A 22,085-nucleotide genomic window follows, 5' to 3' on the forward strand; every position below is an offset into this window, starting at 1 on the left:
GCCCCGCACTCGCGGGGCTTTTTGTAGTGCAAGACTCGATGATCAATCTTCGACGTCGGCCAGGTAGTTGCGCAGATCTTCAAACTCCTGTTCAGAGGCACTGCCAAACAGGGGGTCCTCGACCAGTTTGCTGGCCACCAGTCGGTCCACCTGCTTCCAGTCATCCTCATCAAAAGTCGCTTCCAACAGGGGCAGTACCTTGCCCTCTTCATACTTGAGATGGTTGATCTGCATCTGCACAAAGGCTTCCACATCGTGGATCAGCTTCTCTCTGGGCACCACGGCATCGTTGAGAATCATCCCCAGGGTGTCCAATAACTCCTCGGTAGAGACATGCAGAGACTGGTGCTCCTTTTCCAGCTGACTCACCTCCCCCTCTCGCCCAGTCTTGTCCAGATAGTGACGATAGAGGATATCCTCCATCGGGTGGTGGCTGTGGTCGGCGTACTGCATCAGGTAGTGCACCACATCCCGGATCAGGGTCAGGTTAACCTCCTGCCCCTCTCGCAGGCTCTTCGCCTTTCCGGAGAGAACCCGGAGCAAAGTCAGAATGTGTTTGTGGTCGGTATGAATCCTGGCCAGCATGGCATTCCCCTTAAAAACGTACGTCGTTTAATCATAGTTAAATTTAAGTTGCCACCAAAAAACATTTTCTGTTCAAGCCTCTAAGCTTTGACAGAGATCAAGGGCGCCAATCGATCGGGGACTCCCCCCGCTGCTCCAGCCATTGATTTGCCATGGAGAAATGGCGGCACCCGAAGAAGCCACGATGGGCCGATAACGGGGACGGATGGGGTGCAGTCAGCACCAGATGGCGCCGGTCATCCAGCTTGGCCCCCTTCTTCTGAGCATGTGCGCCCCACAGCATGAACACCGCACCAGGATGGCGCTGATTCAGCTCATCCAAAAGCACATCGGTAAACCGCTCCCAGCCAAACCGCGCGTGGGAGTGGGCTTTGCCCCGCTCAACAGTCAGTACTGTATTGAGCAGCAGGACCCCTTGCTCGGCCCACGACTGCAGATAACCGTGGCCTGGAATCTCAAACCCGGGGATATCCTGAGCCAGCTCCTTATAGATGTTCTTCAGAGAGGGCGGGGTTGCCACCCCCTGTGGCACAGAAAAACTCAGGCCGTGAGCCTGGCCCGGGCCGTGGTAGGGATCCTGCCCGAGGATCACCACCTTGACCTGTTCGAAAGGGGTCTGGAAGAGCGCGTTGAACACCTCTCCACTGGGGGGATAGACCTCGACACCACTTTGCCTGATGTCGGCGATGCGGTGAGCCATCTCCTGAAAATAGGGCTGCTCCCGCTGCCTATCCACAATGCCCTGCCAGCTAATATCCACGGTTTCTCCCGACTCTGCTCGAAAAGAGGCACAGCATAAACAACCCAATGATTCAGAGCAATTGATCCCAGCGCCCGGACTCCCTAGGATCCCCCTGTTACAGAAATCAGGAAATGCACAGATGAGACGAATCGGAGCCCACGTCAGCGCCTCAGGCGGCGTAGAGAATGCCCCTCTGAACGCCCGGAAGATTGGCGCAAAATCCTTTGCCCTGTTCACCAAGAATCAGCGTCGCTGGCAGGCCAAACCCCTTACAGAGAAGAGCATCCAGGCCTTCAAGGAGAACTGCGCCAAGGTGGGCATCGCCCCGCAGCATATCCTGCCCCATGACAGCTACCTGATTAACCTGGGCCACCCGGACCCCGATGCCCTGGCACGCTCGCGGGAGGCCTTCATCGATGAGATGCAGCGCTGTGAACAGCTGGGTCTGCCACTGCTTAACTTCCACCCAGGCAGTCATCTGAAGCAGATCGACGAAGACCACTGCCTGAAGCTGATCGCCGACTCCATCAACCTGGCCCTGGACAAGACTCAGGGGGTGACCGCAGTGATCGAAAACACCGCGGGACAAGGCTCCAATATGGGACACCGCTTCGAACACCTGGCCCGCATCATCGAACTGGTGGAGGACAAAAGCCGGATTGGGGTCTGTCTGGATACCTGCCACACCTTTGCCGCCGGCTATGACCTGTCCAGCTACGCCGCCGCCGAGGCCACCTTCGCGGAGTTTGACGCAATCGTAGGACTGGAATACCTCAAGGCGATGCACCTCAATGGCTCCAAATCCACCCTGGGCAGTCGGGTGGACCGTCACCACAGCCTGCAGCAAGGGGAGATGGGGGTCGACGCATTTGAATTTATTATGAACCATCCCTCGACACAGGAGATCCCCATGGTCCTGGAGACCATTGATGAAGATCTTTGGGCCGAAGAGATCCGCTGGTTGTACAGCCTGGAGAGAGATTGAGCCCGGAAGACAGGCAAAAAAAAGGCAGGCCATCAAGGCCTGCCAACAGTAAAATAGCAAAAGGGACTGACGTATTGAGAAGCTCCGACACAAAAAAACTTCTCGGCCCCATTTGGCAAAATAACTGGATGAAACGAAAAACACTCACACACTGAGATGGCACAAACCTTGTGCCTATACCCTGCGGCGATCATTGACCTGGACTCTGACTCCTGAATCAACGAGGTGTTCAATTTACCCCCAATCCAGGCCTGGCACAAACGACGAAAAATACTCCTCGAATTAATTTCGCTCATGTGAAATGGCGATATCGCTCCCATTAACCGATCTCTACAAATCAGTAACTTCATGCAACCTGACCATTGCTGTGACCCATGCCACAGCACAGAGTCCGGTATCAATGCAAATAAGTGTCATTAATAAACCAAACTGATAGAGTGTGGCCTCCACTCTCCACAGAAAATCAGGAACTGCGATGATCGATTTCCGCTCCGATACGGTAACCCGCCCCAGTGAAGAGATGCGCCGTCTTATGGCCGACGCTCAGGTTGGGGACGACGTCTACGGCGATGACCCCAGCGTCAATCGACTGGAGGAGTACACCGCGGATCTGGCCGGTTTCGAAGCAGCCCTGTTCACCAGCTCCGGCACCCAGGCCAATCTGCTGGCCCTGATGAGCCATTGCCAGCGGGGAGACGAATACCTCTGTGGTCAGCAGGCACACAACTACCGATTCGAAGGGGGCGGCGCCGCCGTTCTGGGATCCATCCAGCCTCAACCGGTGGAGAACAACCCAGATGGCACCCTGCCTCTGGATACGCTTGCGGCCCAGATAAAGCCCGATGACATCCACTTCGCCCAGACCCGACTGCTGAGCCTGGAGAACACCATCGGCGGTAAGGTACTCCCCCAGGAGTATCTGGCTCGAGCCCAGCGTTTTGCCTTCGATCATGGCCTGAAGATCCACCTGGATGGCGCCCGGGTATTCAACGCAGCGGTAAAGCTGCAACTGCCCCTGTCCGCCATCGCCCAGCATTTCGACTCCCTGACCATCTGTCTGTCCAAGGGGTTGGGGGCACCTGTGGGCTCGCTGCTGGTCGGTGATGAAGCCCTTATCAACAAGGCTCGCCGCTGGCGCAAGGTGCTGGGCGGAGGCATGCGCCAGGCTGGCATCCTGGCCGCCGCCGGGCAATACGCCCTTGAGCACAATGTGGCGCGCCTGGCCGAGGATCACGCCAACGCCCTTCACCTGGCCAGTGAACTGAGCCAACTTGAGGAGTTTGAAGTTGACCTGGCCCAGGTCCAGACCAATATGGTGTTTGCCCGCCTGAAGGGACAGGATCCGAGGGCTCTGCAGCATCACCTGGCTCAGCGGGGTATCGTCATCTCCGCGGCCAATACCCTGAGACTGGTGACCCACCTGGATGTGGATCGAGCCGGCGTGGATAAGCTGGTCACCGAAACCAAAGCTTTCTTTACGAGTAACAGATAATGAGCAACACACGCACTCCCAAGGGCCAACTGCTGCTGCGTACCCTGGCCATGCCCGCTGACACCAACCCCAACGGCGACATTTTCGGCGGCTGGATCATGTCCCAGATGGACATGGCAGGCGGTCTGCTGGCCAAGGAGATCGCCCGAGGACGTATCTGCACAGTGTCGGTAGATGGCATGAGTTTCCATACTCCGGTCTCGGTAGGAGACGCGGTGTGCGTTTATGGCCAATGTACCCGAGTTGGCACCAGCTCCATGACCATTACCCTGGAGGTGTGGGCCAAGCCGGTACTCAAAGGAGAAGATGAGCGTCATTGCGTGACAGAAGGCACCTTTACCTATGTGGCCATCACCGACTCCGGGAAGCCAAGGCCAGTCCCAGCACAGCGCTGACATCAGGACATCTGCCAAAAAATGGGGAGCCAATGGCTCCCCTTTCTCTACCTGCATCATTCACTGACTGAATATCAATGCAACTTTAACTCAGGCCGCATCAGACGTTGCAACCCATTGAGGGTCATCAGCAACAGCCCTCGCCAAAGCCCATGCAGGGCGATCAGGTGTCGGCGATAGAGGGTGGTATACACCCAGCGTGCCAGCTTCCCCTTCACCGTCATTCCACCTCCGACACAGGAGAGCAGATTGCCCACGGTATGGAATCTGGACATGTTGATGAAGGCACCCAGATCCCGGTAAACATACTCACCCAGGGGGGCGTTGGAGTCCTCCATCAACTTCTGAACGTTGTCACCCACCAACAGAGCCATCTGCCGGGCAGTCTGCCCCCTCGGCGGCACCCAGGAACCATCCTCCTGAGGGCAGGCGGCACAGTCTCCGAAGGCAAAGATGGCCGGATCGGTGACACTCTGACAACTTGGGTGCACCAGGATCTGATCCGTGTTGCTGGTCTCCAGCCCCAGAGTGGCAAGCATGGGGTGGCCTTTTACCCCAGCGGACCAGATCACCATATCTGACGGGATAAACTGGCCACTACTGGTCAACATGCCATCAGCCTTTACTTCGCTGATGCGGGTATTGGTCATCACATTAACCCCCAGTTTGCCCAGCTCTCGGCCTACCGCATCGCAGATGTGCAGTTTATCGATCCTCGGCAGTACCCGGTTGGACGCTTCTATCAGGTTGACCTTCAGCAGATCTTCCTTGATGTCATAGCCGTAGCCCCTCAGGGTATTGGCCGCATGGTGCATCTCCGCCGCCATCTCAACACCGGTTGCTCCGGCACCAACGATGGAGATCTGGAAGTGCTCCGTCTCCACATTATGCTCCTTGGCGTACTGCAGGAATCGGTTGCGGATCTTGCGACGCAGCTGCATCGCCTCCTCGGTCAGATCAAGAAAATCACAGTACTGCTGCACGCCGGCAATCCCAAAATCGTTGGTGACCGCCCCCACTCCCAACACCAGGTAGTCATAGTCGATGCGCCGCTCAGGCAGGATCTCCCTGTCCTGGTCATCCTTCATGGGAGAGAGAATCAGCTGCTTCGCCCCCCGGTCGATGCCATGCAGCATCCCCTGCTCGAACCGATACCCATTCCGTGCAGCATGAACCCGGTAATCCAGGGCATTGAGCCCCTCATCCAGACTGCCCGTGGCCAGCTCATGCAACAGAGGCTTCCAGATATGGTGATCACAGCGATCCACCAGGGTGATCTCCGCTTTTCCCTTCTTTCCCAATTTCCTGCCCAGCTTAGTCACTATCTCCATGCCGCCGGCTCCGCCGCCGACGATCACTATCTTAGTCATTGCTCCACTCCAGGTTGGACTCTTAGGAAAACACTTGGCGGGTGACTCCCGCCATCCGGTAAAGTACCGGGTTAACAACGGCTTAAGCAAAAGTTGATCCAGTGAAGATCGGGGCGAGTCTAACAATGGCCAAGGTGCTCAGCAATTAGCCAAAAGGATAGGAAAAAAGCTTTTATGATCAGCAACTAAATAAACCAGAAATGAAGATGGGGCGCACATCTAATGCGCTGATTATCGAAAGTTTTCTTGAAAAAATAACCAATTGACCAATTGAGCTTTCGATAATCTTGAAAAGTTACACTTTTATGCACCAAAGCTGTGCAAACATTGAGAATGACGCCCAGTAATGATGTTTGTTCTCCTTGGCTTCTCAGAAAGTTTCACAGACTCCCCCCCAGGGTCCAAGGGTAAGACCAGGTCAATGGGCAAGGGGCTCCACTTCCAGGACTTTACCAAACTCCACAATGGGCATGGGCTTGCCGTGCAGATAGCCCTGCATCAGGTCGCAGCCATGGCGGGCCAGCCACCTCTGCTGCTCTGCGTACTCCACCCCCTCGGCAACCACAGTGAGACCCAGGGTGTTGGCCAGTGACAGCACCGCTTTGGTGATTTTGCAGTAATAGGGATCCCGGGGGAGATGACGCACAAAACTGTAATCGATCTTGAGCACATCAAAGGGAAGCTGGGACAGGTGGGCCAGTGAAGAGTAGCCGGTTCCGAAGTCATCGATGGCAAAGCAGATCCCTAAGGCCTTCAGCCTGAGCATCACCTCCTTGCCCCGCTCCAGGTTCTCCATCATCATCGACTCGGTCAACTCAAACTCCACCATCTCCGGGTCCACCCCGGTGCGCTGGATCACCGACTCCACCCTCTCAACAAATTTGCTGTCCATCAGCTGGCGGGCCGAGATGTTCACCGCCACCCCCATCTCTCCTCCCTGACCATTCCAGCTGCACACCTGAAGGCAGGCCTGTTCCAGCACCCACTCCCCGATGTCCAGTATCAGGCCAGTCTGCTCCGCCAGGCCGATAAATTCATCAGGGGGGACCAAACCCAGTTCCGGGTGCTGCCAGCGCAACAGTGCTTCGGCCCCGACAATCTGCCCATGATGGTTGCACTGCTTCTGGTAGTAGACCTGCAGTTGATTCCGCTCCAGGGCATAGCGCAGATCCTGCTCCAACTGCACCCTGCGACGCTCCATGTCACCCTGCTCAGGAGTATGGATACAGAGGCGGTCCCCTCCCTGGGCCGCGGCCCGCCCCGCTGCGCAGTCCGCATCACGCACCAGGCTGTCCACATCCCGCTCGGACAATCCCGTTGCCGCAAACCCCTGGCTCAGTGTGAAATGAAAACGCCGGTTGGTCCTGACGCACACCACTGGCGACGCAAACCCCCGCCGGATCCGTTCGGCCAACGCCTTCACCCTGGTGCGTTTAAACGGGGTCACCCAGAGCATGGCAAACCGGGTAGACTCGAACCGGTAGAGGGAGAGCTGTGCATCGGGATCCGCCTCCTTATTCAACTGGTTCCTCAGCAACTCTGTGGCCCCCTTGAGCACAGAATCCCCCCCTTCGAAACCGATGGCGGCGGTCACCCTTTGAAAGCGGTCCAGGTGCAGCATACCCACCACCACATCGTGCTGAGACTCTTTAAGCCAGAACTTGAGATCCCGCTCGAACTGGCGTCGGTTTGGCAGGCCAGTGAGAAAGTCATGGTTAACCTGATGCTCCATGTTCTTCTCTACCCGGCGAGCCTTGGAGATATCCTTGAGATGGAACTGCACCTGGGACAATGATTTGAGCAACACCATGCGCACCAGCAGGGTGCGGTTGCCCACCTCCTGCTCCCTCTCCAAAAGCTCATCACCCTGCTGAATCAGCTGCTGGGCGTCAGGCTTAATCTGTTCAAGCAGTGTTGCCGGGCCGGACAGCCCCAGCAAGCGGCACAGACTCAACGCCGCAGGATTGGCGTATTCCACCTCCAGGTTCAGGTTGCTCGCCATGACAGGATCCGGGTTGCGCTTGGCAAAACTGGTCAGCCTGAGGCTTCGCCTGTGTTCTTTCGTGTAGAGTCGCAACAGATAGATGACGGCGCCAACCAGCAACCACAGGGCCAGATTGGCCCCCATGGCCATCTCCATGGCTTGCTGATTGAGGGCTCGCACCGTATCGGGATAACTCTGGCCGCTGAGCATCAGCTGTTCAGACATGGAGGAGAGCTCACCCTGAACCCGTTCCGAGACAGACAGGGTGGCAGAAAAAACGGATTCCAGGCGCTCCCCCTGACTCAGCCCTTCGCCGTAGAGGGCCAGCAGTTCATCCAGGCGGCCTGCCCCCTCCTCCAACAGCCGCACCAAAACAGGAGAGTGGCGCTCCAGGGCACCGGTGGAAACCATGTCGAGCACGCGCAATCTGGCCTGGGTCAGGGACTGGAGCAGAGAGGGAGTCAGCCCTTGATGCCTGAGCGCCATCAACAGCTTCTCTATGGATACGACCTCGAACTGCAGCCGATGCACCTGGGCCAGGCTGGGCAGTTGCTCATTGACCAGATGGTGGCTGGCGCCATCGAGCTCGACACCATGCAGATGGATGCGCCAGGCACCCAGTCCACCCAATGAGAGAATAATGAGAAAGAGCACCACCAGCTGTGCTCTGATAGACCATGCGGAGTAACTGCGCATCCTTGCACCTCTAAACCCAGAGAGTCCTCCCGACTCCAACTTTAAAGTTAGTCAGAATGGACGGTTCCCGCTAGGCCCAGGTGCAAAACCAGGGTGTCGAGTTAGCAGTCTCCTGGCACAAAAAGCTATTTGGTCAGATAGTTGCCCCAGAGTCACCACCAAACATTTCCTAGAAATCCGGGCGGATCACTCACAAGTGGATGAGTCACTTTCTCGCAGCAGTCCCGCTTCCAGCAGGGCCAGGTTGTGCTCAGCCAGGCGTTCGATGAACTCTTCATCCAGAGTAATGCCATGAAGCTGGAGCATTTTCGGCGGTGCGACAAAAGGAAACACCATCAAGCTCATCAGGCTCAGTCTGGCCATGGTTGGGTCTATACCGGGCTTGAGATCACCATTGTCTGCCATGGCCTGCATCAGCGGCTTTTCGCCCAGCCCAAGTCCTTTCTCAATCATGGAGTAGGCATGAACGACCTGACCATCCCTGCCATCCATGGAGAGCAGTCGATACATCAGCTTGGGAAAAGAGGGGCTCTTGGACATCACCCGATAATAGGTACGAAACATCTCAGACAGGGATGAGAAGTCCTCCCCCTGCCTGGCCTTGATCGCCTTGTCGAACACAGGCTGAACCGTCTCCTGCATCATCGCCTCAAACAATCCCCACTTGTTGGAGAAGTAGTAGCGAATCAGCGAAGCATTCACCCCGGCCCGCTCGGCCACCTTACGGGTGGACACCTTTTCGTAGGGCAATTCAGAGAACAGATCCCGGGCTGCTTCTATCAACAGCTCTCTGGCATTGGACTCCCCGACTGGCCGCCCCAGTTTATTGGCCATGGATTCCGTCACCCCTGCGTACTCTAGTCCAGTTCAATGGTGACCCCTTCCAGGCTGCCCGTTGAGCCCCCCTCACTGGCCTTGAGTTTGATCATCAGTCTCAGGTCATTGGGGGAATCGGCGTAGTGAAGGGCATCCTCATAGCTGATCTGCTTAGCCATGTAGAGGTCAAACAGAGCCTGGTCGAAGGTCTGCATCCCCTGCTCCCGACTGGCCGCCATGGTCGCCTTCAACTCATGCAGTTCACCCTTGGCAATCAGGTCCGCCACCCTGGGGGTGTTCAGCAGCACCTCGATGGCCACCCTGCGGCCATTGCCCTCCTTGCAGGGCACCAGTTGTTGGGCCATCACCGCCTTCAGATTCAACGAGAGGTCAAACAGCAGCTGCCGGTGCTTCTCCTTGGGCACCAGGTGCATGATGCGATCCAGTGCCTGATTGGCGTTGTTAGCGTGCAGTGTGGCCATACACAGATGGCCGGTTTCCGCGAAGGCCAGGGCAAACTCCATGGTCTCCTGACTGCGGATCTCACCAATGAGGATCACATCCGGAGCCTGGCGCAGGGAGCTCTTCAGGGCCGCTTCGAAGGATTCGGTGTCCAGCCCCACCTCCCTCTGGGTCACTATGCTTTTGCGGTGCTTATGGACAAACTCCACCGGGTCCTCGATGGTGAGGATGTGCCCCGCCTGATGGGCATTGCGGTGTCCCACCATGGCCGCCAGCGAGGTGGACTTACCCGTGCCCGTGGCCCCCACCATGATCACCAGGCCGCGCTTGGCCATCACCACGTCCGTCATCACCCGAGGCAGGTGCAACTGCTGGGGCGTGGGGATCTCGGTCTGAATGCGACGCAGCACCATGCCTGCCTGCTCCCGCTGCCAGAATGCAGAGACCCGGAAACGCCCCAGAGACTCATCAAAGCTGTAGGCGAAATTGGCCTCGCGATGCCGATGAAACTGCGCTTTGGTGTCCGCAGTCATCACAGACTCCACCAGGGACAGAGCCTGCTCAGCGGTCAGTGGCGCCTCACCAAGGGGAGTCATCACCCCGTCAACCTTGGCACTGGGGGGAAAGTCTGCGGTGATAAACAGGTCACTGGCCTGGTGGCTGACCATCTGGGCCAAAAGCCGATTGATCTCCATGGGGGCTCCTAGAGGGAAGGCTTATTCAGCTTGGACAGCATATCCTGACGGCTGATGACGCCCTGGTTGGCCAGCTTGGTCAGGCTCTGCTCCAGGGTCTGCATACCATGGCTCATACCGGTCTGAATGGCGGAATACATCTGCGCCACCTTGTCCTCACGGATCAGGTTACGGATGGCCGGAGTGCCCATCATGATCTCATGAGCAGCCACCCGGCCTCCCCCCACCTTCTTCACCAGAGTCTGGGAGATCACCGCCTGCAGGGATTCCGACAACATGGTGCGCACCATATCCTTCTCCGCCGCCGGAAAGACATCCACCACCCGGTCGATGGTCTTGGCCGCCGACGTAGTGTGCAGGGTGCCAAACACCAGGTGGCCGGTTTCTGCCGCAGTCAGAGCCAGGCGGATGGTTTCCAGGTCCCTGAGCTCCCCTACCAGGATCACATCGGGATCCTCCCGCAGGGCGCTGCGCAGGGCATTGTTGAAGCTGTGAGTATCCCGGTGCACCTCCCTCTGGTTGATCAGGCAGTTTTTCGGCTTGTGGACGAATTCAATGGGATCCTCAATGGTCAGGATATGATCGCGGCGATCCGCGTTGATGTAATCCACCATGGCCGCCAGGGTGGTACTCTTACCGGAACCGGTAGGGCCGGTCACCAGCACCAGCCCCCTGGGGAAGGAGGCGATCTGACGGAAAATGTCCGGGGCATCCAGTTGTTCCAGAGTCAGCACTTCGCTGGGGATGGTACGGAACACCGCGGCGGCCCCCCGAGACTGGTGGAAGGCGTTTACCCTGAAGCGTGCCAGATCCGGCACTTCGAAGGAGAAGTCGATCTCCAGTTTCTCTTCATACTCCTTACGCTGCTTGTCATTCATAATGTCGTAGACAAGAGCCTGGATGGTGGCGTGATCCAGTTCCGGAACACTCAGACGGCGAACCTCGCCGTCCACCCGAATAAGAGGTGCCACGCCGGAAGATAGGTGCAGATCGGAGGCGTTGTGTTTTACACTAAAAGCAAGAAGCTCAGTAATATCCATTTATCTGACATCACATAACCCAAAAATTATGACAACCATAGCAGACCAGCTGAGTCTGGCCAAAGCGCAGATTGCACAGTCTGCCGCCGCCGCCGGACGAAATTCAGACGAGATCACCCTGCTCGCCGTAAGCAAGACCAAGCCCGCGTCCATGCTCAGAGAGGCCTATGAGGCGGGTCAGCGCCATTTCGGAGAAAACTATCTTCAGGAATCGCTGGAGAAACAGCAGCAGCTGACCGATCTGGGGATCATCTGGCACTTTATCGGCCCCATCCAGTCCAACAAGACACGCCCCATCGCCGAGCAGTTCCACTGGGTTCACAGCGTGGATCGCATCAAAGTCGCCCGACGGCTGGCGAAACAGAGGCCGGCTGAGCTGGCCCCGCTGAACATCTGCCTTCAGGTGAACATCAGCGATGAGGAGTCCAAATCCGGCGCCAGTGCCAATGAGGTGCTCGCCCTGGCTCGGGAAGTCAGCCAACTGCAGAACGTCCGTCTGCGCGGACTGATGGCCATCCCCATGGCCACTCCGGATCCCGCACAGCAGAGGGCGCAGTTTGCCAAAGTTAAAAAGCTGTTTAATGAGCTAAAATCTGAATTTAGCGATATAGATACCCTTTCCATGGGGATGAGCGGCGACCTAGATGCCGCCATCGCCGAACAGAGCACCATGGTCAGGCTGGGAACGGCCATTTTTGGGGCAAGGACCTAACAGTGACACAGATGCAACAGCCAACCCTGGGCTTTATCGGGGCCGGCAACATGAGCCACAGTATCATCAGTGGCCTGGTCAAGGGCGGCTACCCTGCCAGTGCCATCATCGCCAGCAATCCAAGCAACCCGAAGCTGGAGGAGCTGCAAAACAGATTCTCCATCCGCACCAGCAACGATAATCTGGATGCGGCGGCCAGCGAGGTTGTGATCCTGGCAGTGAAACCCCAGATCCTGAAACAGGTCTGCGAAACCCTAAGCCACATCGATTTCAGCAACAAGCTGGTGGTCTCCATCGCTGCCGGCGTTACCTGCGCCAGAATCGCCGAGTATCTGGGTCAGGAAGTGCGGGTGGTACGCGCCATGCCGAACACCCCATCCCTGCTCGGGCTGGGTATGACAGGCCTATACGCGGCAAAGGGGTGCAGCCAGGCAGATCGGCAGCTGGCCGGTCACCTGATGCAGGCGGTGGGAGAGATCACCTGGGTGGAGCAGGAGTCCGGCATCGATCAGGTGATCGCCTGTGCCGGCAGTGCCCCCGCCTACTTCTTCCTGATGATGGAAGCCATGGAGCAGAGCGCCGTCAACAGCCTGGGGGTCAGCCGGGAGCAGGCCAGGGAGATGATCCAACAGACCGCCATCGGTGCCGCCGCTATGGTAAAACAGAATCCCGATCTGTCCCTGGCAGAGCTGCGGAACCGGGTCACCTCCAAGGGAGGCACCACCGCCAAGGCGATAGAACATTTCGAACAGCAGGGATTGCGCGACACAGTGGACGGGGCCATGAAGGCCGCGGTAAAACGGGCCGTAGAGATGGCCGAACAGTTTTAATTTTTTTATTAGGGTAACCATTAACTATGTCATCTGCCTTTCTCTATCTGATCAGCACGGTCTTTAACCTCTATCTGATGGTGGTCATCCTGCGTGTCTGGCTGCAGTGGGCCCGCGCCGATTTCTATAACCCCTTCAGTCAGTTCATTGTGAAGGCCACCCACCCTTTACTGGCCCCTCTGCGACGGTTCATTCCCGCCATCGGCAGCCTGGATCTGGCCGGAGTCGTGCTGGCTTATCTGGTCGCCCTGGGCAAGTGGGCGGTGCTGATGCTGGTACAAAGCGGCACCTTTGACCCCATCGCCTTCTACCTGGGGGGGATCACCCTGGTGAAGGAAACCGGTATGCTGCTGTTCTGGATCCTGATCATTCGCGCCATCATGAGCTGGATAAGCCAGGGCCAGAACCCCATCGAGTACGTGTTCATGCAGCTCACCGAGCCGATGCTGGCCCCCATCCGCCGGGTCATTCCTGCCATGGGCGGCCTGGATTTCTCCCTGATGGTGGTACTGATTGGCCTCAACTTCATCAACCTGTTCCTCTATGACCTGATCCCTCTCTGGGGCGCCATTTGAGGCCAGTAGAGCAGCAGGGGGAATCCCTGCTGCTGAATCTCTATATTCAACCCAAGGCCAGCCGAGACCAGATAGTGGGTGCTCACGGCGAGGAGTTGAAGATAGCCATCACCGCCCCTCCGGTAGACGGCAAGGCCAACGCTCACCTGACCAAGTACCTGGCCAAGCAGTTCCGGGTGGCCAAGGGTCAGGTATCCATACTCAAAGGGGAGCTGGGCCGTCACAAGCAGGTACGCATTGATGACCCGGTGCAGATCCCTGAACCCATTGAGCAACTATTATAATAGTGACAGTGGCCCTGTGAGGCGGGGCCATACCAACGCGCAACACACAGAGAAGGAGTTCGTTTATGTTCAAACGTCTATGCGCCCTGCTGGCGCTCAGCCTGTTCCTGGTCCTTCCCGCCCAGGCGGAGCAGAAGGTTCAGGTGGGGGACTACGCCATCCACTACGTCTCCTTCGGCAGCACCTTTATCCCCCCCTCCATCGCCAAGACCTATGGCATCAACCGCAGTCGCTATGTTGGCCTGGTGAATGTGGTCATACTGGACACCTCCAAAGGTGATGAGGGAGAGGCGGTCGCCGCCAGCATCAGCGGCAATGCCCAGAACCTCTTGGGAAGCCAGAAGTCCCTCAAGTTCAAAGAGATTCGCGAAGGCACTGCCATCTACTACATCGCCGAGGTGAACCATAGGAATGAGGAGACCTTCACCTTCACCCTGGACATCTCCAACGGCACGGACCTGGACACCAACCTGCAGTTCAAACAGAAGTTCTACGTAGACTGATATCGCACTCAGGCCGGGGCTCGGGTAGAATTCCAGCCCCTAGCCCTGGTTTGAGTAGATGCCATGAAACAGATTGTCCTGGCCACCGGCAATGCCGGCAAGGTCAAAGAGTTCGCCACCCTGCTGGCCGACTTCCCCATTAGCGTTTCCCCCCAAAGCGAATTTGAGGTTCCCGAAGCCGTTGAAGATGGCCTCACCTTCGTAGAAAACGCGCTGATTAAGGCGCGCAATGCCGCCAAGGCCACCGGCCTGCCCGCCATCGCCGATGACTCCGGCATCGAGGTGGATGCCTTGAACGGCAAGCCTGGCATCTATTCAGCCCGCTTCGCCGGCTTACCCTCCAATGCCGAGAACAACTGGCGCAAACTGCTGGTGGAGATGGACGGCAAAGAGAACCGCGATGCCCGCTTCCAGTGTGTTCTGGTGTTTATGCGTCACGCCGAAGACCCGACCCCAATCATCTGTCAGGCCAGCTGGGAGGGTGAGATCCTTACCGAGGCCCGCGGCGAGAAGGGCCACGGCTATGATCCCGTGTTTCTGGTGAAGGGGGACTCCCGCACTGCCGCCGAACTGGATGCTGACGAGAAAAATGCGCTGAGCCATCGTGGCAAGGCGATGGATCTGCTGCTGGCCCAGCTGACAGAGAAGGGCATCATCTGATGATGCAGCTGCCGCCGCTCTCCCTCTACGTCCACATCCCCTGGTGTGAACAGAAGTGCCCCTATTGCGATTTCAACTCCCATGGCCGCAAAGGCGCCATTCCGGAGGAGGGCTACATTGATGCCCTGCTGGCGGATCTGGACCGGGACAGGCACCTGGCCCAGGGACGCGCCCTGCGCAGCATCTTTATTGGCGGCGGCACCCCATCCCTGATCTCTGCCGAAGGGATTGGGCGTTTGCTGCAGGGCATCGAGCAGCGGCTCCCCTTTGTCCCAGGCATTGAGATCACCATGGAGGCCAACCCCGGCACCCTGGAGGCGGGCCGTTATCAGGGCTACCGCCGTGCCGGCATCAATCGCCTCTCCATAGGGGTACAAAGCTTCCAGCCACAGAAGCTCAAGGTGCTGGGGCGCATCCATGACGATGCCCAGGCGCTGGAGGCTGTGGCCAGCGCCAGAGAAGCGGGCTTCGAGCGCATCAACCTGGATCTCATGCATGGACTGCCGGACCAGAGCGTGGAAGACGCCCTCTATGATCTGCGCCAGGCCATTGCCCAGGACACGGTTCACCTCTCCTGGTACCAGCTCACCATAGAGCCCAACACCCAGTTTGCCTCCCGGCCCCCAGCATTGCCTGAAGAGGAGGTGCAGTGGCAGATCTTCGAAAAGGGGCGGCAGCTGCTTGTGGCCGCCGGCTATGAACAGTATGAGATCTCCGCCTGGGCCAAACCGGGCTACCGCTGTGAGCACAACCTCAACTACTGGCGTTTCGGCGACTATCTGGGCATCGGCTGCGGTGCGCACGGCAAGATCACCCAGCCTCTGACCGATCAGGTTCTGAGAACAGTGAAGGTGAAGCACCCCACCGGATTCCTGGACCCAAACAGAGAGTTCATGGACAGCTGTTCAAGAGTCGAGCAGGAGGACTTCGCCCTGGAGTATTACATGAATCGGCTGAGGCTGATGGAAAGCATGCCTGTGTCGGAACTCACGCAGCGAACCCCGCTGACACTGGCCCAGGTTCTGCCACAGCTGCAGCAGGCCAGGGACCGGGGACTGATCCATCTGGATGATGAAAGGATGGGGCTGACCGAACAGGGTCATCGCTATCTGAATGAACTGCTTGCGATGTTCCTGCCTGACTGATCCTGAGGCCAACTTCCCGGGCAGGCTGTCGAAAGCCCTCGACACTTGTTCACCTCAGCAAACAATAGTTGGCCCATCTCAACAGATGTTGACGCACAGCCAAAGAAAAAGGGAGAGCCTTTCGGCTCTCCCATCTCTTGTTATTATGCTGGGCTCAATTATTTTGTTTTTGACGCTGCCCATCGCCCGGCTACCGCTCTCCAAGGCTCTTTGGCCTTTATTTGTAGGGTACGGAGGAGGTATCTTTGCCGCTGAAAAATGCCCCGGATACTGCCGGGGCCAAAATTCCAGATGATGGATTTCAATAATCCTGTGATGGAGAACCGCGAGGTGACTCGCCACCACTCGGTGAGGTCAAACGGCTGGCTTAATGGAGGGGTCAATTCCAGAAAGCTTTTAACCTCAACCGATGTGGCCATTGTATTCATATCAGAACAATTGACAAGGCCTCGCCCGTTAACAATTCCACCATAACGCAACATTTCTGCAAAATCAGGTTCAGGATTAAGCAGGCGAGATCTTAAAAATCAACAGGTTAGCTATCAGGGGTCCAGCAAACCACGGCTGTGTTCCTTATTGAGAACAATGTTTTCGCCAGGAACTACAATAACAGGGCCAATTTGCGATCCCAGCGTGGCACTTCGCCCAGGCTCTCCTTGACGAAATCGGTGAAGGCACGCACCTTGGGGGCCAAATTCTGGCGTCTGGGATAAACCGCCTGCAGGGCCAGAGGGTGGGTCAGGCTCCACTCGGTTAAGATAGGGATCAGTTCCCCCTCCTGCAGTTCGTTGTCCAGCAGGTAGGTAGAGAGATAGACAATGCCCAGCCCCTTCTTGGCGACCTCTTTCAGTGCCGGGGCGTCATCTACCCTATAGTTACCCTTTACCGGGATCTTCTTCTCGTCGGCACCGCGCTTAAACTCCCACACCGCATGCTCATACCACTCGCTTTTGTAAACCAGGCAGTTATGCTTCACCAGATCATCAGGCGTAGAGGGAACACCGTGTTTGGCCAGGTAGTCAGGAGACGCCACCAGAACGAAACGGCAGTCCATCAAAGGCCTGGCAACCATCCCCAGGGGCAGCTGCTCTGACATGGTAAGCAGCAGGTCCAGCCCTTCATTCACCACGTCCACCTTGTGATCCAGGAAGCTGATCTCCAGCTCCAGGTTGGGGTAGCGAGCCATAAAATCAGGGATAAGAGGCATCAGGTGCATGGAGCCAAAGGCCTGGGTAATGCCCACCCGAAGCACGCCACGGATCTCATCATGCAGGCTCTGAACGTTTGCCACCGCAGAGTCCACCTCACGGATGATGGACTCGCCATGACGATAGAGGGTTTCCCCCGCTTCGGTCAGGCTCAGAGAGCGGGTGGTGCGCTGCACCAGTTGAACGCCAAGTTGCTGTTCCAGCTGACTTACCTGGCTACTTACCTTGGATTTTGAGATGCCCAGACGGCGGGCGGCGGCAGAAAAGCCCTGGGCACGCACCACATGGGTATAGATAACTATGGGTTCTAACAGCTCACGCATATCACTCTCCGGTTAACCCATACATTGAACCCTTTTAGAAAACAAAAAAAAAGCGGCAAATGCAGGTATGCCGCAAAGAGTGGAGTTTGGATCAACTTTTCAGGGAGTAGATTGTCCGCTGTAGCGAACTGAATTTAGGGGGCAGACTGCCAGCCCCCGTTCAAAGCTCAGTACCAGCGGTATGCCAGCTTGTCTGCTTTCACATCCAGCTGGTCAAAGGGCTTGAGTTCGGGGATCTGCTGCAGCAGCTGATTTTCCATCTCGTCCAGTTGCTGCCAGCTGCGACACAGCTGCTCGGCCTGGGCTTCCAGAATCTGTTCCTGGCCGGCGAAGCGTTGCTCCAGCTCTTCGCCCATACGCTCCATGCGCTCGCCAAAGGCTTCCATCTTGGCTTCGAAGCCTTCACCCTCACTGTTCATCATGGCGGAGCCCATCTGCATCATGATCGCCCCCATGGACTGGGTTATCGCCGTCTCCAGCTGACGCTCGAACTCCTGATCGAACTGGTCGCCGAATTGATCGAAATCACCGCTCACCAGGCGATAGGAACCATCATCCATGGCAATCTTCTCGCGCACCGACTGGGCCAGGGTGTCAGCCACATCACGCAGGTTGTCCATATCCACACCCAGCTCGGAGAACTCGGTGGCGACCGCATCCATGGCGATGCTCGCCATCTCCAGCGCCTGTTCAATCACCGCCATGGTGGCGGGCATCTGGTTGTAGACCGCCAACTGGAAATCATTCATGGCATCCTGCTGGCTGCCATCCAGAGAGACACTGTCTCCCTCAACCCACAGTCGGCCATCTTCAAACAGGTACAGGGTGCGCCCCTCCTCCATCACCTCCAGCTTGGTGTCGCTGATCACCAGATCGTGGTTGAAAGAGAAGTCACACTGCTGGTTTTCGGCCAGGGCGGCACCTGAGGCCAGAGTGGAGGACAGCATCACGGCGGCGGCAACTTTGGACAATGACATTACTCAGCTCCTTTGAATTGGATTATGTCTGGATAATGCCAATATCGGGCCACATATGTAAGCTGCTGATATGGAAGAAATTAAATAAAAGGTAGCGAGGCGTTGCTAGGGGTGTTCACCAGAATGTGGTGAGATTCACCATCAGAAGATGGAACGCTCCAGCCGCTTGGCCAGCAGCTCCAGCATCCGGGTACCCGCCAGGGAGTTCCCCGAAGGGTCGAGCTCGGGGGACCAGACGCAAACACTGAGTTCGCCAGGGACTAGCGCCACAATGCCGCCGCCGACGCCACTCTTGCCAGGCATGCCGACACGATAGGCGAACTCTCCTGCCCCGTCGTAAAGCCCACAGGTCGCCAGCAGGGCGTTCACCTGACGGCTTTGGCGCTCACTGATCATCCGCCTGCCACCCAGGCAGACCCCCTTGTTGGCCAGGAAGAAGAAGGCCCGGGCCAGATCGGCGCAGCTCATGCGGATGGCACAGTGGTTGAAGTAGCTCTTCATCACGTCATCCACGTCGTTGTGGAAGTTGCCGAAAGATTTCATCAGGTAGCAGATCGCCGCATTACGGGCCGAGTGTTCATACTCGGAACGGGCCACCACCTTGTCGCAGACGATGTGCGGATTGCCGGAGAGCTCGCGCACCAGCTCCAGCATCCGATGCTTGGGGGCACTCAGCCTCCCCTGGAGCATGTCGCTCACCACCAGGGCGCCTGCATTGATAAAGGGATTTCTGGGAATGCCGTGTTCAAACTCCAGCTGAACCAGGGAGTTGAACGGGTTTCCCGAGGGCTCCTTACCCACTCGCTTCCACAGCTCCTCCTCCTCATACAGGCTCATGGCCTGAATCAGGGAGAACACCTTGGAGATACTCTGAATGGAAAAGGGCTCCAGGTAATCACCGGCCCCCAGCATCTCACCATCCGCGGTGCAGATGGCGATGCCGAGGCGGGTGGCAGGCACCCCGGCCAAAGCCGGAATATAGTCCGCCACCTGACCCTGCCCGATAAGGGGCAGGGCTTCTTCATGGATGCTTTGCAGCAGAGCCAGGTCGGGCATCAGCCCCACCAGATGTCGTACAGCTCGGAAGCGTTAACCTCAGTCACCGGCTTGTCGGCAAAGAACTTCTCTACCGCCTGACGGTGCTCCTCGGTGCATTTGCCCAGTTTCTGGGTACAAACGATGCCGTCCCAGGCCTTGTGGCCGCCACCGCTGTAACCCAGCTTCAGAGGCTCGATCACCTCCTCAATCAGCTGATCCACCAGGGCGTCGATCTGCTCTTCGGTCACATCGTCGTTAAAGCGCCAGCTCAGGTCGAAACCCAGCTCCTGGAACTCGTCTACGCGCAGCTTCTTGCGCAGGCGGCGGCTACGGTTCTTGGCGGTTGGAATGGTGGTCATACTGCTCTCCTATTTGCTTCGAGCAAAGATAAGGTCCCAGACACCGTGGCCCAGGCGATGGCCACGGGCTTCAAACTTGGTCAGGGGACGGAAATCGGGGCGGGGCACAAAGTCCTTGTCGGCGGTGTTGGTAAAGCCCGGGGCTTCATTCATCTCCTCCAACATATGCTCGGCATAGTGCTCCCAGTCGGTCGCCATATGGAATACGCCGCCCATCTTAAGCTTATTGCGTACCGATTCAATGAATTCCGGCTGAACAATGCGGCGCTTGTGGTGACGCTTCTTATGCCAGGGGTCTGGGAAGTACAACTGTACCCGATCCAGGGAGGCATCAGGGATGCAGTCGCCCAGTATCTCCACCGCGTCGTGTTCATAGACGCGCAGGTTCTTTACACCCAGCTCTTCGGCGTACATCAGGCAGGCACCCACGCCAGGGCCGTGTACCTCGATGCCGATGAAGTTCTTCTCCGGCTCGGCGGCGGCCATCTCGACCAGGGACTTACCCATGCCGAAACCGATCTCCAGCACCACAGGCGCCTCACGACCGAATACCTGGGTCAGATCGATCCTGCCCATGTCGTGCTCCAGGCCCATGGTGGGCCAGTAGACCTCCATAGCCCGGGCCTGGCCCTTGGTCATGCGCCCTTCACGCTTTACATAGGAGCGGATCTTGCGGATACGCTTGCCCTCAGGCAGATCCGGCTTTTGCTCTTCAGTCATCTCAACCTTCTCGCTTATAGCCCTAAGGCGTTACACTGTGACGCCAAAAAGCGGCAATTGTAATTTAGGTGAATAGTTGATGGAAGCGAGCAGGAGGTCATTTTCTGACAGGGTGATTCAGTGGTACCGGCTCGCTGGACGAAAAACCCTGCCATGGCAGCAGGATAAAAGTCCCTACAGAGTATGGATCTCAGAGATCATGTTGCAACAAACTCAGGTCGCAACTGTGATTCCCTACTACCTGAAATTCATGGAGCGCTTCCCGACGATCAAGGATCTGGCCGAGGCCCCCACGGATGACGTGCTCCACCACTGGACCGGGCTGGGCTACTACGCCCGTGCCCGCAATCTGCACAAAGCCGCCAAGGCGATCATGGCCGAGCACAATGGCGAGTTCCCTCAAACCCTGGAGCAGGTGATGGCCCTGCCCGGCATTGGTCGCTCCACCGCCGGCGCCGTGCTCTCCCTCTCCCAGGGACAGCGTCATCCCATCCTCGACGGCAACGTCAAGCGGGTGCTGGCCCGTCATCAGGCCATCGACGGCTGGCCAGGGCAGAAAGCGGTGGAGAACCGCCTGTGGCAAGCCACCGAAGCGGTAACACCGGCAGACGAGATCCAGGCCTACAACCAGGCGATGATGGACATAGGCGCCATGATCTGCACCCGCACCAAACCCAGGTGTGGCGAGTGCCCGGTGGGAGACGACTGTCAGGCCCATGACCAGGGCAGCCAGACCGACTACCCAGGCAAGAAGCCCAAGAGAGAGAAGCCGGTGCGGGCCTGCGTCCAGCTGATGCTGGTGCATGACGGTCAGGTTCTGCTGCACAAACGCCCCCCCAGCGGCATCTGGGGCGGCCTGTGGTGCTTTCCCCAGTTCGACACCGAGCAGCAGGCCAGACAGTGGCTGACAACCCAGGGCATCGACACAGATTGGCACCCTTTCGAACCATTTCGCCACACCTTCAGCCACTATCACCTGGATATTCAACCGGTGAAGCTGGAGCTGGGACGCCCGCCTGGCCAGGTGGGGGAACTGGAGCACAACTGGTTTGCCCTTGAGAGCCCCATCCAGGTGGGTCTGGCCGCCCCCACCGAAGGGCTGCTGAGGAGCCTGGTAACCGGCCGTCGGGATTAGAGTTCTAGGGCCGCATTTGGTATAACTGAGCAATCCAATCTGGTAAGGACCCGATCATGGCACGCACCGTATTTTGCCAATACCTGAACAAAGAGGCTGAAGGCCTGGACTTTCAGCTGTACCCCGGCGAGCTGGGGAAGAAGATCTTCGACAACATCTCCAAGGAAGCCTTCGGCCTGTGGCAGAAGAAGCAGACCATGCTGATCAATGAGCACAAGCTCAACATGATGAATCCCGAGCACCGCCAGATGCTTGAGGAGAAGATGACCGGCTTCCTGTTTGAAGGCCAGGACGTGGAGATTGAAGGCTACCGTCCGCCCGAGGAGAAGTAAGCCTGTTCCACGAAAAAGCCCG

24 protein-coding genes are annotated in these 22,085 nt (G+C 57.6%); 12 read left to right on the forward strand and 12 right to left on the reverse strand.

What is annotated here, in order from left to right; translation table 11 throughout:
* Positions 1-42: 42 nt before the first annotated feature.
* Together G505_RS0115625 and ung are read right to left on the reverse strand one after the other, a co-directional pair.
* Positions 43-585, reverse strand: coding sequence for a hemerythrin domain-containing protein (locus G505_RS0115625; RefSeq protein ID WP_028110408.1), 543 nt, complete (start codon positions 583-585; stop codon positions 43-45).
* 97 nt (positions 586-682) lie between these two features.
* On the reverse strand, positions 683-1,339 hold the full coding sequence (gene ung / locus G505_RS0115630; protein WP_211219983.1) for a uracil-DNA glycosylase: 657 nt from the start codon (positions 1,337-1,339) through the stop codon (positions 683-685).
* A gap of 127 nt (positions 1,340-1,466) precedes the next feature.
* Here ung and nfo point away from each other — a divergent pair, with 127 nt between their 5' ends.
* From nfo to yciA, 3 genes are all read left to right on the forward strand, one after another.
* Positions 1,467-2,312 (forward strand): deoxyribonuclease IV, encoded by an 846-nt coding sequence (gene nfo / locus G505_RS0115635; protein WP_028110410.1) that lies wholly within the window; start codon positions 1,467-1,469, stop codon positions 2,310-2,312.
* 475 nt (positions 2,313-2,787) lie between these two features.
* A complete protein-coding gene (gene ltaE, locus G505_RS0115640) occupies positions 2,788-3,804 on the forward strand; it encodes a low-specificity L-threonine aldolase (protein WP_028110411.1) in 1,017 nt (338 codons plus the stop codon).
* Entirely contained in the window at positions 3,804-4,199 is a 396-nt protein-coding gene (gene yciA / locus G505_RS0115645; protein WP_035385478.1) for an acyl-CoA thioester hydrolase YciA, read from the forward strand. The genes ltaE and yciA overlap by 1 nt, the downstream gene beginning before the upstream one ends.
* Positions 4,200-4,273: 74 nt before the next feature.
* Here the strand turns inward: yciA and G505_RS0115650 are convergent, their stop codons facing one another.
* The 5 genes from G505_RS0115650 to G505_RS0115670 form a co-directional block, all read right to left on the reverse strand.
* Positions 4,274-5,569 carry an NAD(P)/FAD-dependent oxidoreductase gene (locus G505_RS0115650; protein WP_028110413.1) on the reverse strand — a complete coding sequence of 432 codons (1,296 nt, stop codon included), beginning with the start codon at positions 5,567-5,569 and terminating at the stop codon, positions 4,274-4,276.
* A gap of 418 nt (positions 5,570-5,987) precedes the next feature.
* The gene (locus G505_RS22540; protein ID WP_051216317.1) at positions 5,988-8,249 is read right to left on the reverse strand and encodes a putative bifunctional diguanylate cyclase/phosphodiesterase; all 2,262 of its coding nucleotides are present in this window, start codon (positions 8,247-8,249) and stop codon (positions 5,988-5,990) included.
* A gap of 186 nt (positions 8,250-8,435) precedes the next feature.
* Positions 8,436-9,083, reverse strand: a complete 648-nt coding sequence (locus G505_RS0115660; RefSeq protein WP_028110414.1) for a TetR/AcrR family transcriptional regulator — start codon at positions 9,081-9,083, stop codon at positions 8,436-8,438.
* 23 nt (positions 9,084-9,106) lie between these two features.
* Complete coding sequence (locus G505_RS0115665) at positions 9,107-10,222, reverse strand: PilT/PilU family type 4a pilus ATPase (RefSeq protein ID WP_028110415.1); 1,116 nt, start codon at positions 10,220-10,222, stop codon at positions 9,107-9,109.
* An 8-nt stretch (positions 10,223-10,230) separates the two neighbouring features.
* Complete coding sequence (locus tag G505_RS0115670; RefSeq protein ID WP_028110416.1) at positions 10,231-11,262, reverse strand: type IV pilus twitching motility protein PilT; 1,032 nt, start codon at positions 11,260-11,262, stop codon at positions 10,231-10,233.
* A gap of 28 nt (positions 11,263-11,290) precedes the next feature.
* Between G505_RS0115670 and G505_RS0115675 the strand changes: the two genes are divergently transcribed.
* The 7 genes from G505_RS0115675 (at position 11,291) to hemW (ending at position 15,971) form a co-directional block, all read left to right on the forward strand.
* Positions 11,291-11,974, forward strand: coding sequence for a YggS family pyridoxal phosphate-dependent enzyme (locus G505_RS0115675; RefSeq protein WP_028110417.1), 684 nt, complete (start codon positions 11,291-11,293; stop codon positions 11,972-11,974).
* A gap of 11 nt (positions 11,975-11,985) precedes the next feature.
* Positions 11,986-12,804: a pyrroline-5-carboxylate reductase gene (proC, locus tag G505_RS0115680; protein WP_028110418.1), complete on the forward strand. Its 819-nt coding sequence runs from the start codon at positions 11,986-11,988 to the stop codon at positions 12,802-12,804.
* Positions 12,805-12,830: 26 nt separating this feature from the next.
* Entirely contained in the window at positions 12,831-13,379 is a 549-nt protein-coding gene (locus G505_RS0115685; protein ID WP_028110419.1) for a YggT family protein, read from the forward strand.
* Positions 13,376-13,663 (forward strand): DUF167 family protein YggU, encoded by a 288-nt coding sequence (yggU, locus tag G505_RS0115690; RefSeq protein ID WP_035385479.1) that lies wholly within the window; start codon positions 13,376-13,378, stop codon positions 13,661-13,663. The genes G505_RS0115685 and yggU overlap by 4 nt, the downstream gene beginning before the upstream one ends.
* Positions 13,664-13,728: 65 nt before the next feature.
* Positions 13,729-14,166, forward strand: coding sequence for a DUF4426 domain-containing protein (locus G505_RS0115695; RefSeq protein WP_028110421.1), 438 nt, complete (start codon positions 13,729-13,731; stop codon positions 14,164-14,166).
* Positions 14,167-14,229: 63 nt separating this feature from the next.
* Positions 14,230-14,826: an RdgB/HAM1 family non-canonical purine NTP pyrophosphatase gene (gene rdgB, locus G505_RS0115700; protein ID WP_028110422.1), complete on the forward strand. Its 597-nt coding sequence runs from the start codon at positions 14,230-14,232 to the stop codon at positions 14,824-14,826.
* Positions 14,827-14,828: 2 nt separating this feature from the next.
* A complete protein-coding gene (gene hemW, locus G505_RS0115705) occupies positions 14,829-15,971 on the forward strand; it encodes a radical SAM family heme chaperone HemW (RefSeq protein ID WP_084644030.1) in 1,143 nt (380 codons plus the stop codon).
* A 601-nt stretch (positions 15,972-16,572) separates the two neighbouring features.
* Here hemW and G505_RS0115710 read toward each other — a convergent pair.
* From G505_RS0115710 to trmB, 5 genes are all read right to left on the reverse strand, one after another.
* Positions 16,573-17,502 (reverse strand): LysR family transcriptional regulator, encoded by a 930-nt coding sequence (locus G505_RS0115710; RefSeq protein WP_028110424.1) that lies wholly within the window; start codon positions 17,500-17,502, stop codon positions 16,573-16,575.
* 167 nt (positions 17,503-17,669) lie between these two features.
* The gene (locus G505_RS0115715; protein WP_028110425.1) at positions 17,670-18,479 is read right to left on the reverse strand and encodes a DUF2884 family protein; all 810 of its coding nucleotides are present in this window, start codon (positions 18,477-18,479) and stop codon (positions 17,670-17,672) included.
* Between the two features lie 141 nt (positions 18,480-18,620).
* The gene (glsB, locus tag G505_RS0115720; protein WP_028110426.1) at positions 18,621-19,535 is read right to left on the reverse strand and encodes a glutaminase B; all 915 of its coding nucleotides are present in this window, start codon (positions 19,533-19,535) and stop codon (positions 18,621-18,623) included.
* Positions 19,535-19,876 (reverse strand): 50S ribosome-binding protein YggL, encoded by a 342-nt coding sequence (locus G505_RS0115725; protein WP_028110427.1) that lies wholly within the window; start codon positions 19,874-19,876, stop codon positions 19,535-19,537. The genes glsB and G505_RS0115725 overlap by 1 nt, the downstream gene beginning before the upstream one ends.
* Positions 19,877-19,885: 9 nt before the next feature.
* Positions 19,886-20,596, reverse strand: coding sequence for a tRNA (guanosine(46)-N7)-methyltransferase TrmB (trmB, locus tag G505_RS0115730; protein ID WP_028110428.1), 711 nt, complete (start codon positions 20,594-20,596; stop codon positions 19,886-19,888).
* A gap of 79 nt (positions 20,597-20,675) precedes the next feature.
* Here trmB and mutY point away from each other — a divergent pair, with 79 nt between their 5' ends.
* The gene (mutY, locus tag G505_RS0115735) at positions 20,676-21,731 is read left to right on the forward strand and encodes an A/G-specific adenine glycosylase (protein ID WP_028110429.1); all 1,056 of its coding nucleotides are present in this window, start codon (positions 20,676-20,678) and stop codon (positions 21,729-21,731) included.
* A 56-nt stretch (positions 21,732-21,787) separates the two neighbouring features.
* Positions 21,788-22,063, forward strand: coding sequence for an oxidative damage protection protein (locus G505_RS0115740; protein WP_028110430.1), 276 nt, complete (start codon positions 21,788-21,790; stop codon positions 22,061-22,063).
* Positions 22,064-22,085 lie beyond the last annotated feature (22 nt).

It is taken from the genome of Ferrimonas futtsuensis DSM 18154, assembly GCF_000422645.1.
GTDB classification, from domain to species: Bacteria; Pseudomonadota; Gammaproteobacteria; order Enterobacterales; family Shewanellaceae; genus Ferrimonas; species Ferrimonas futtsuensis.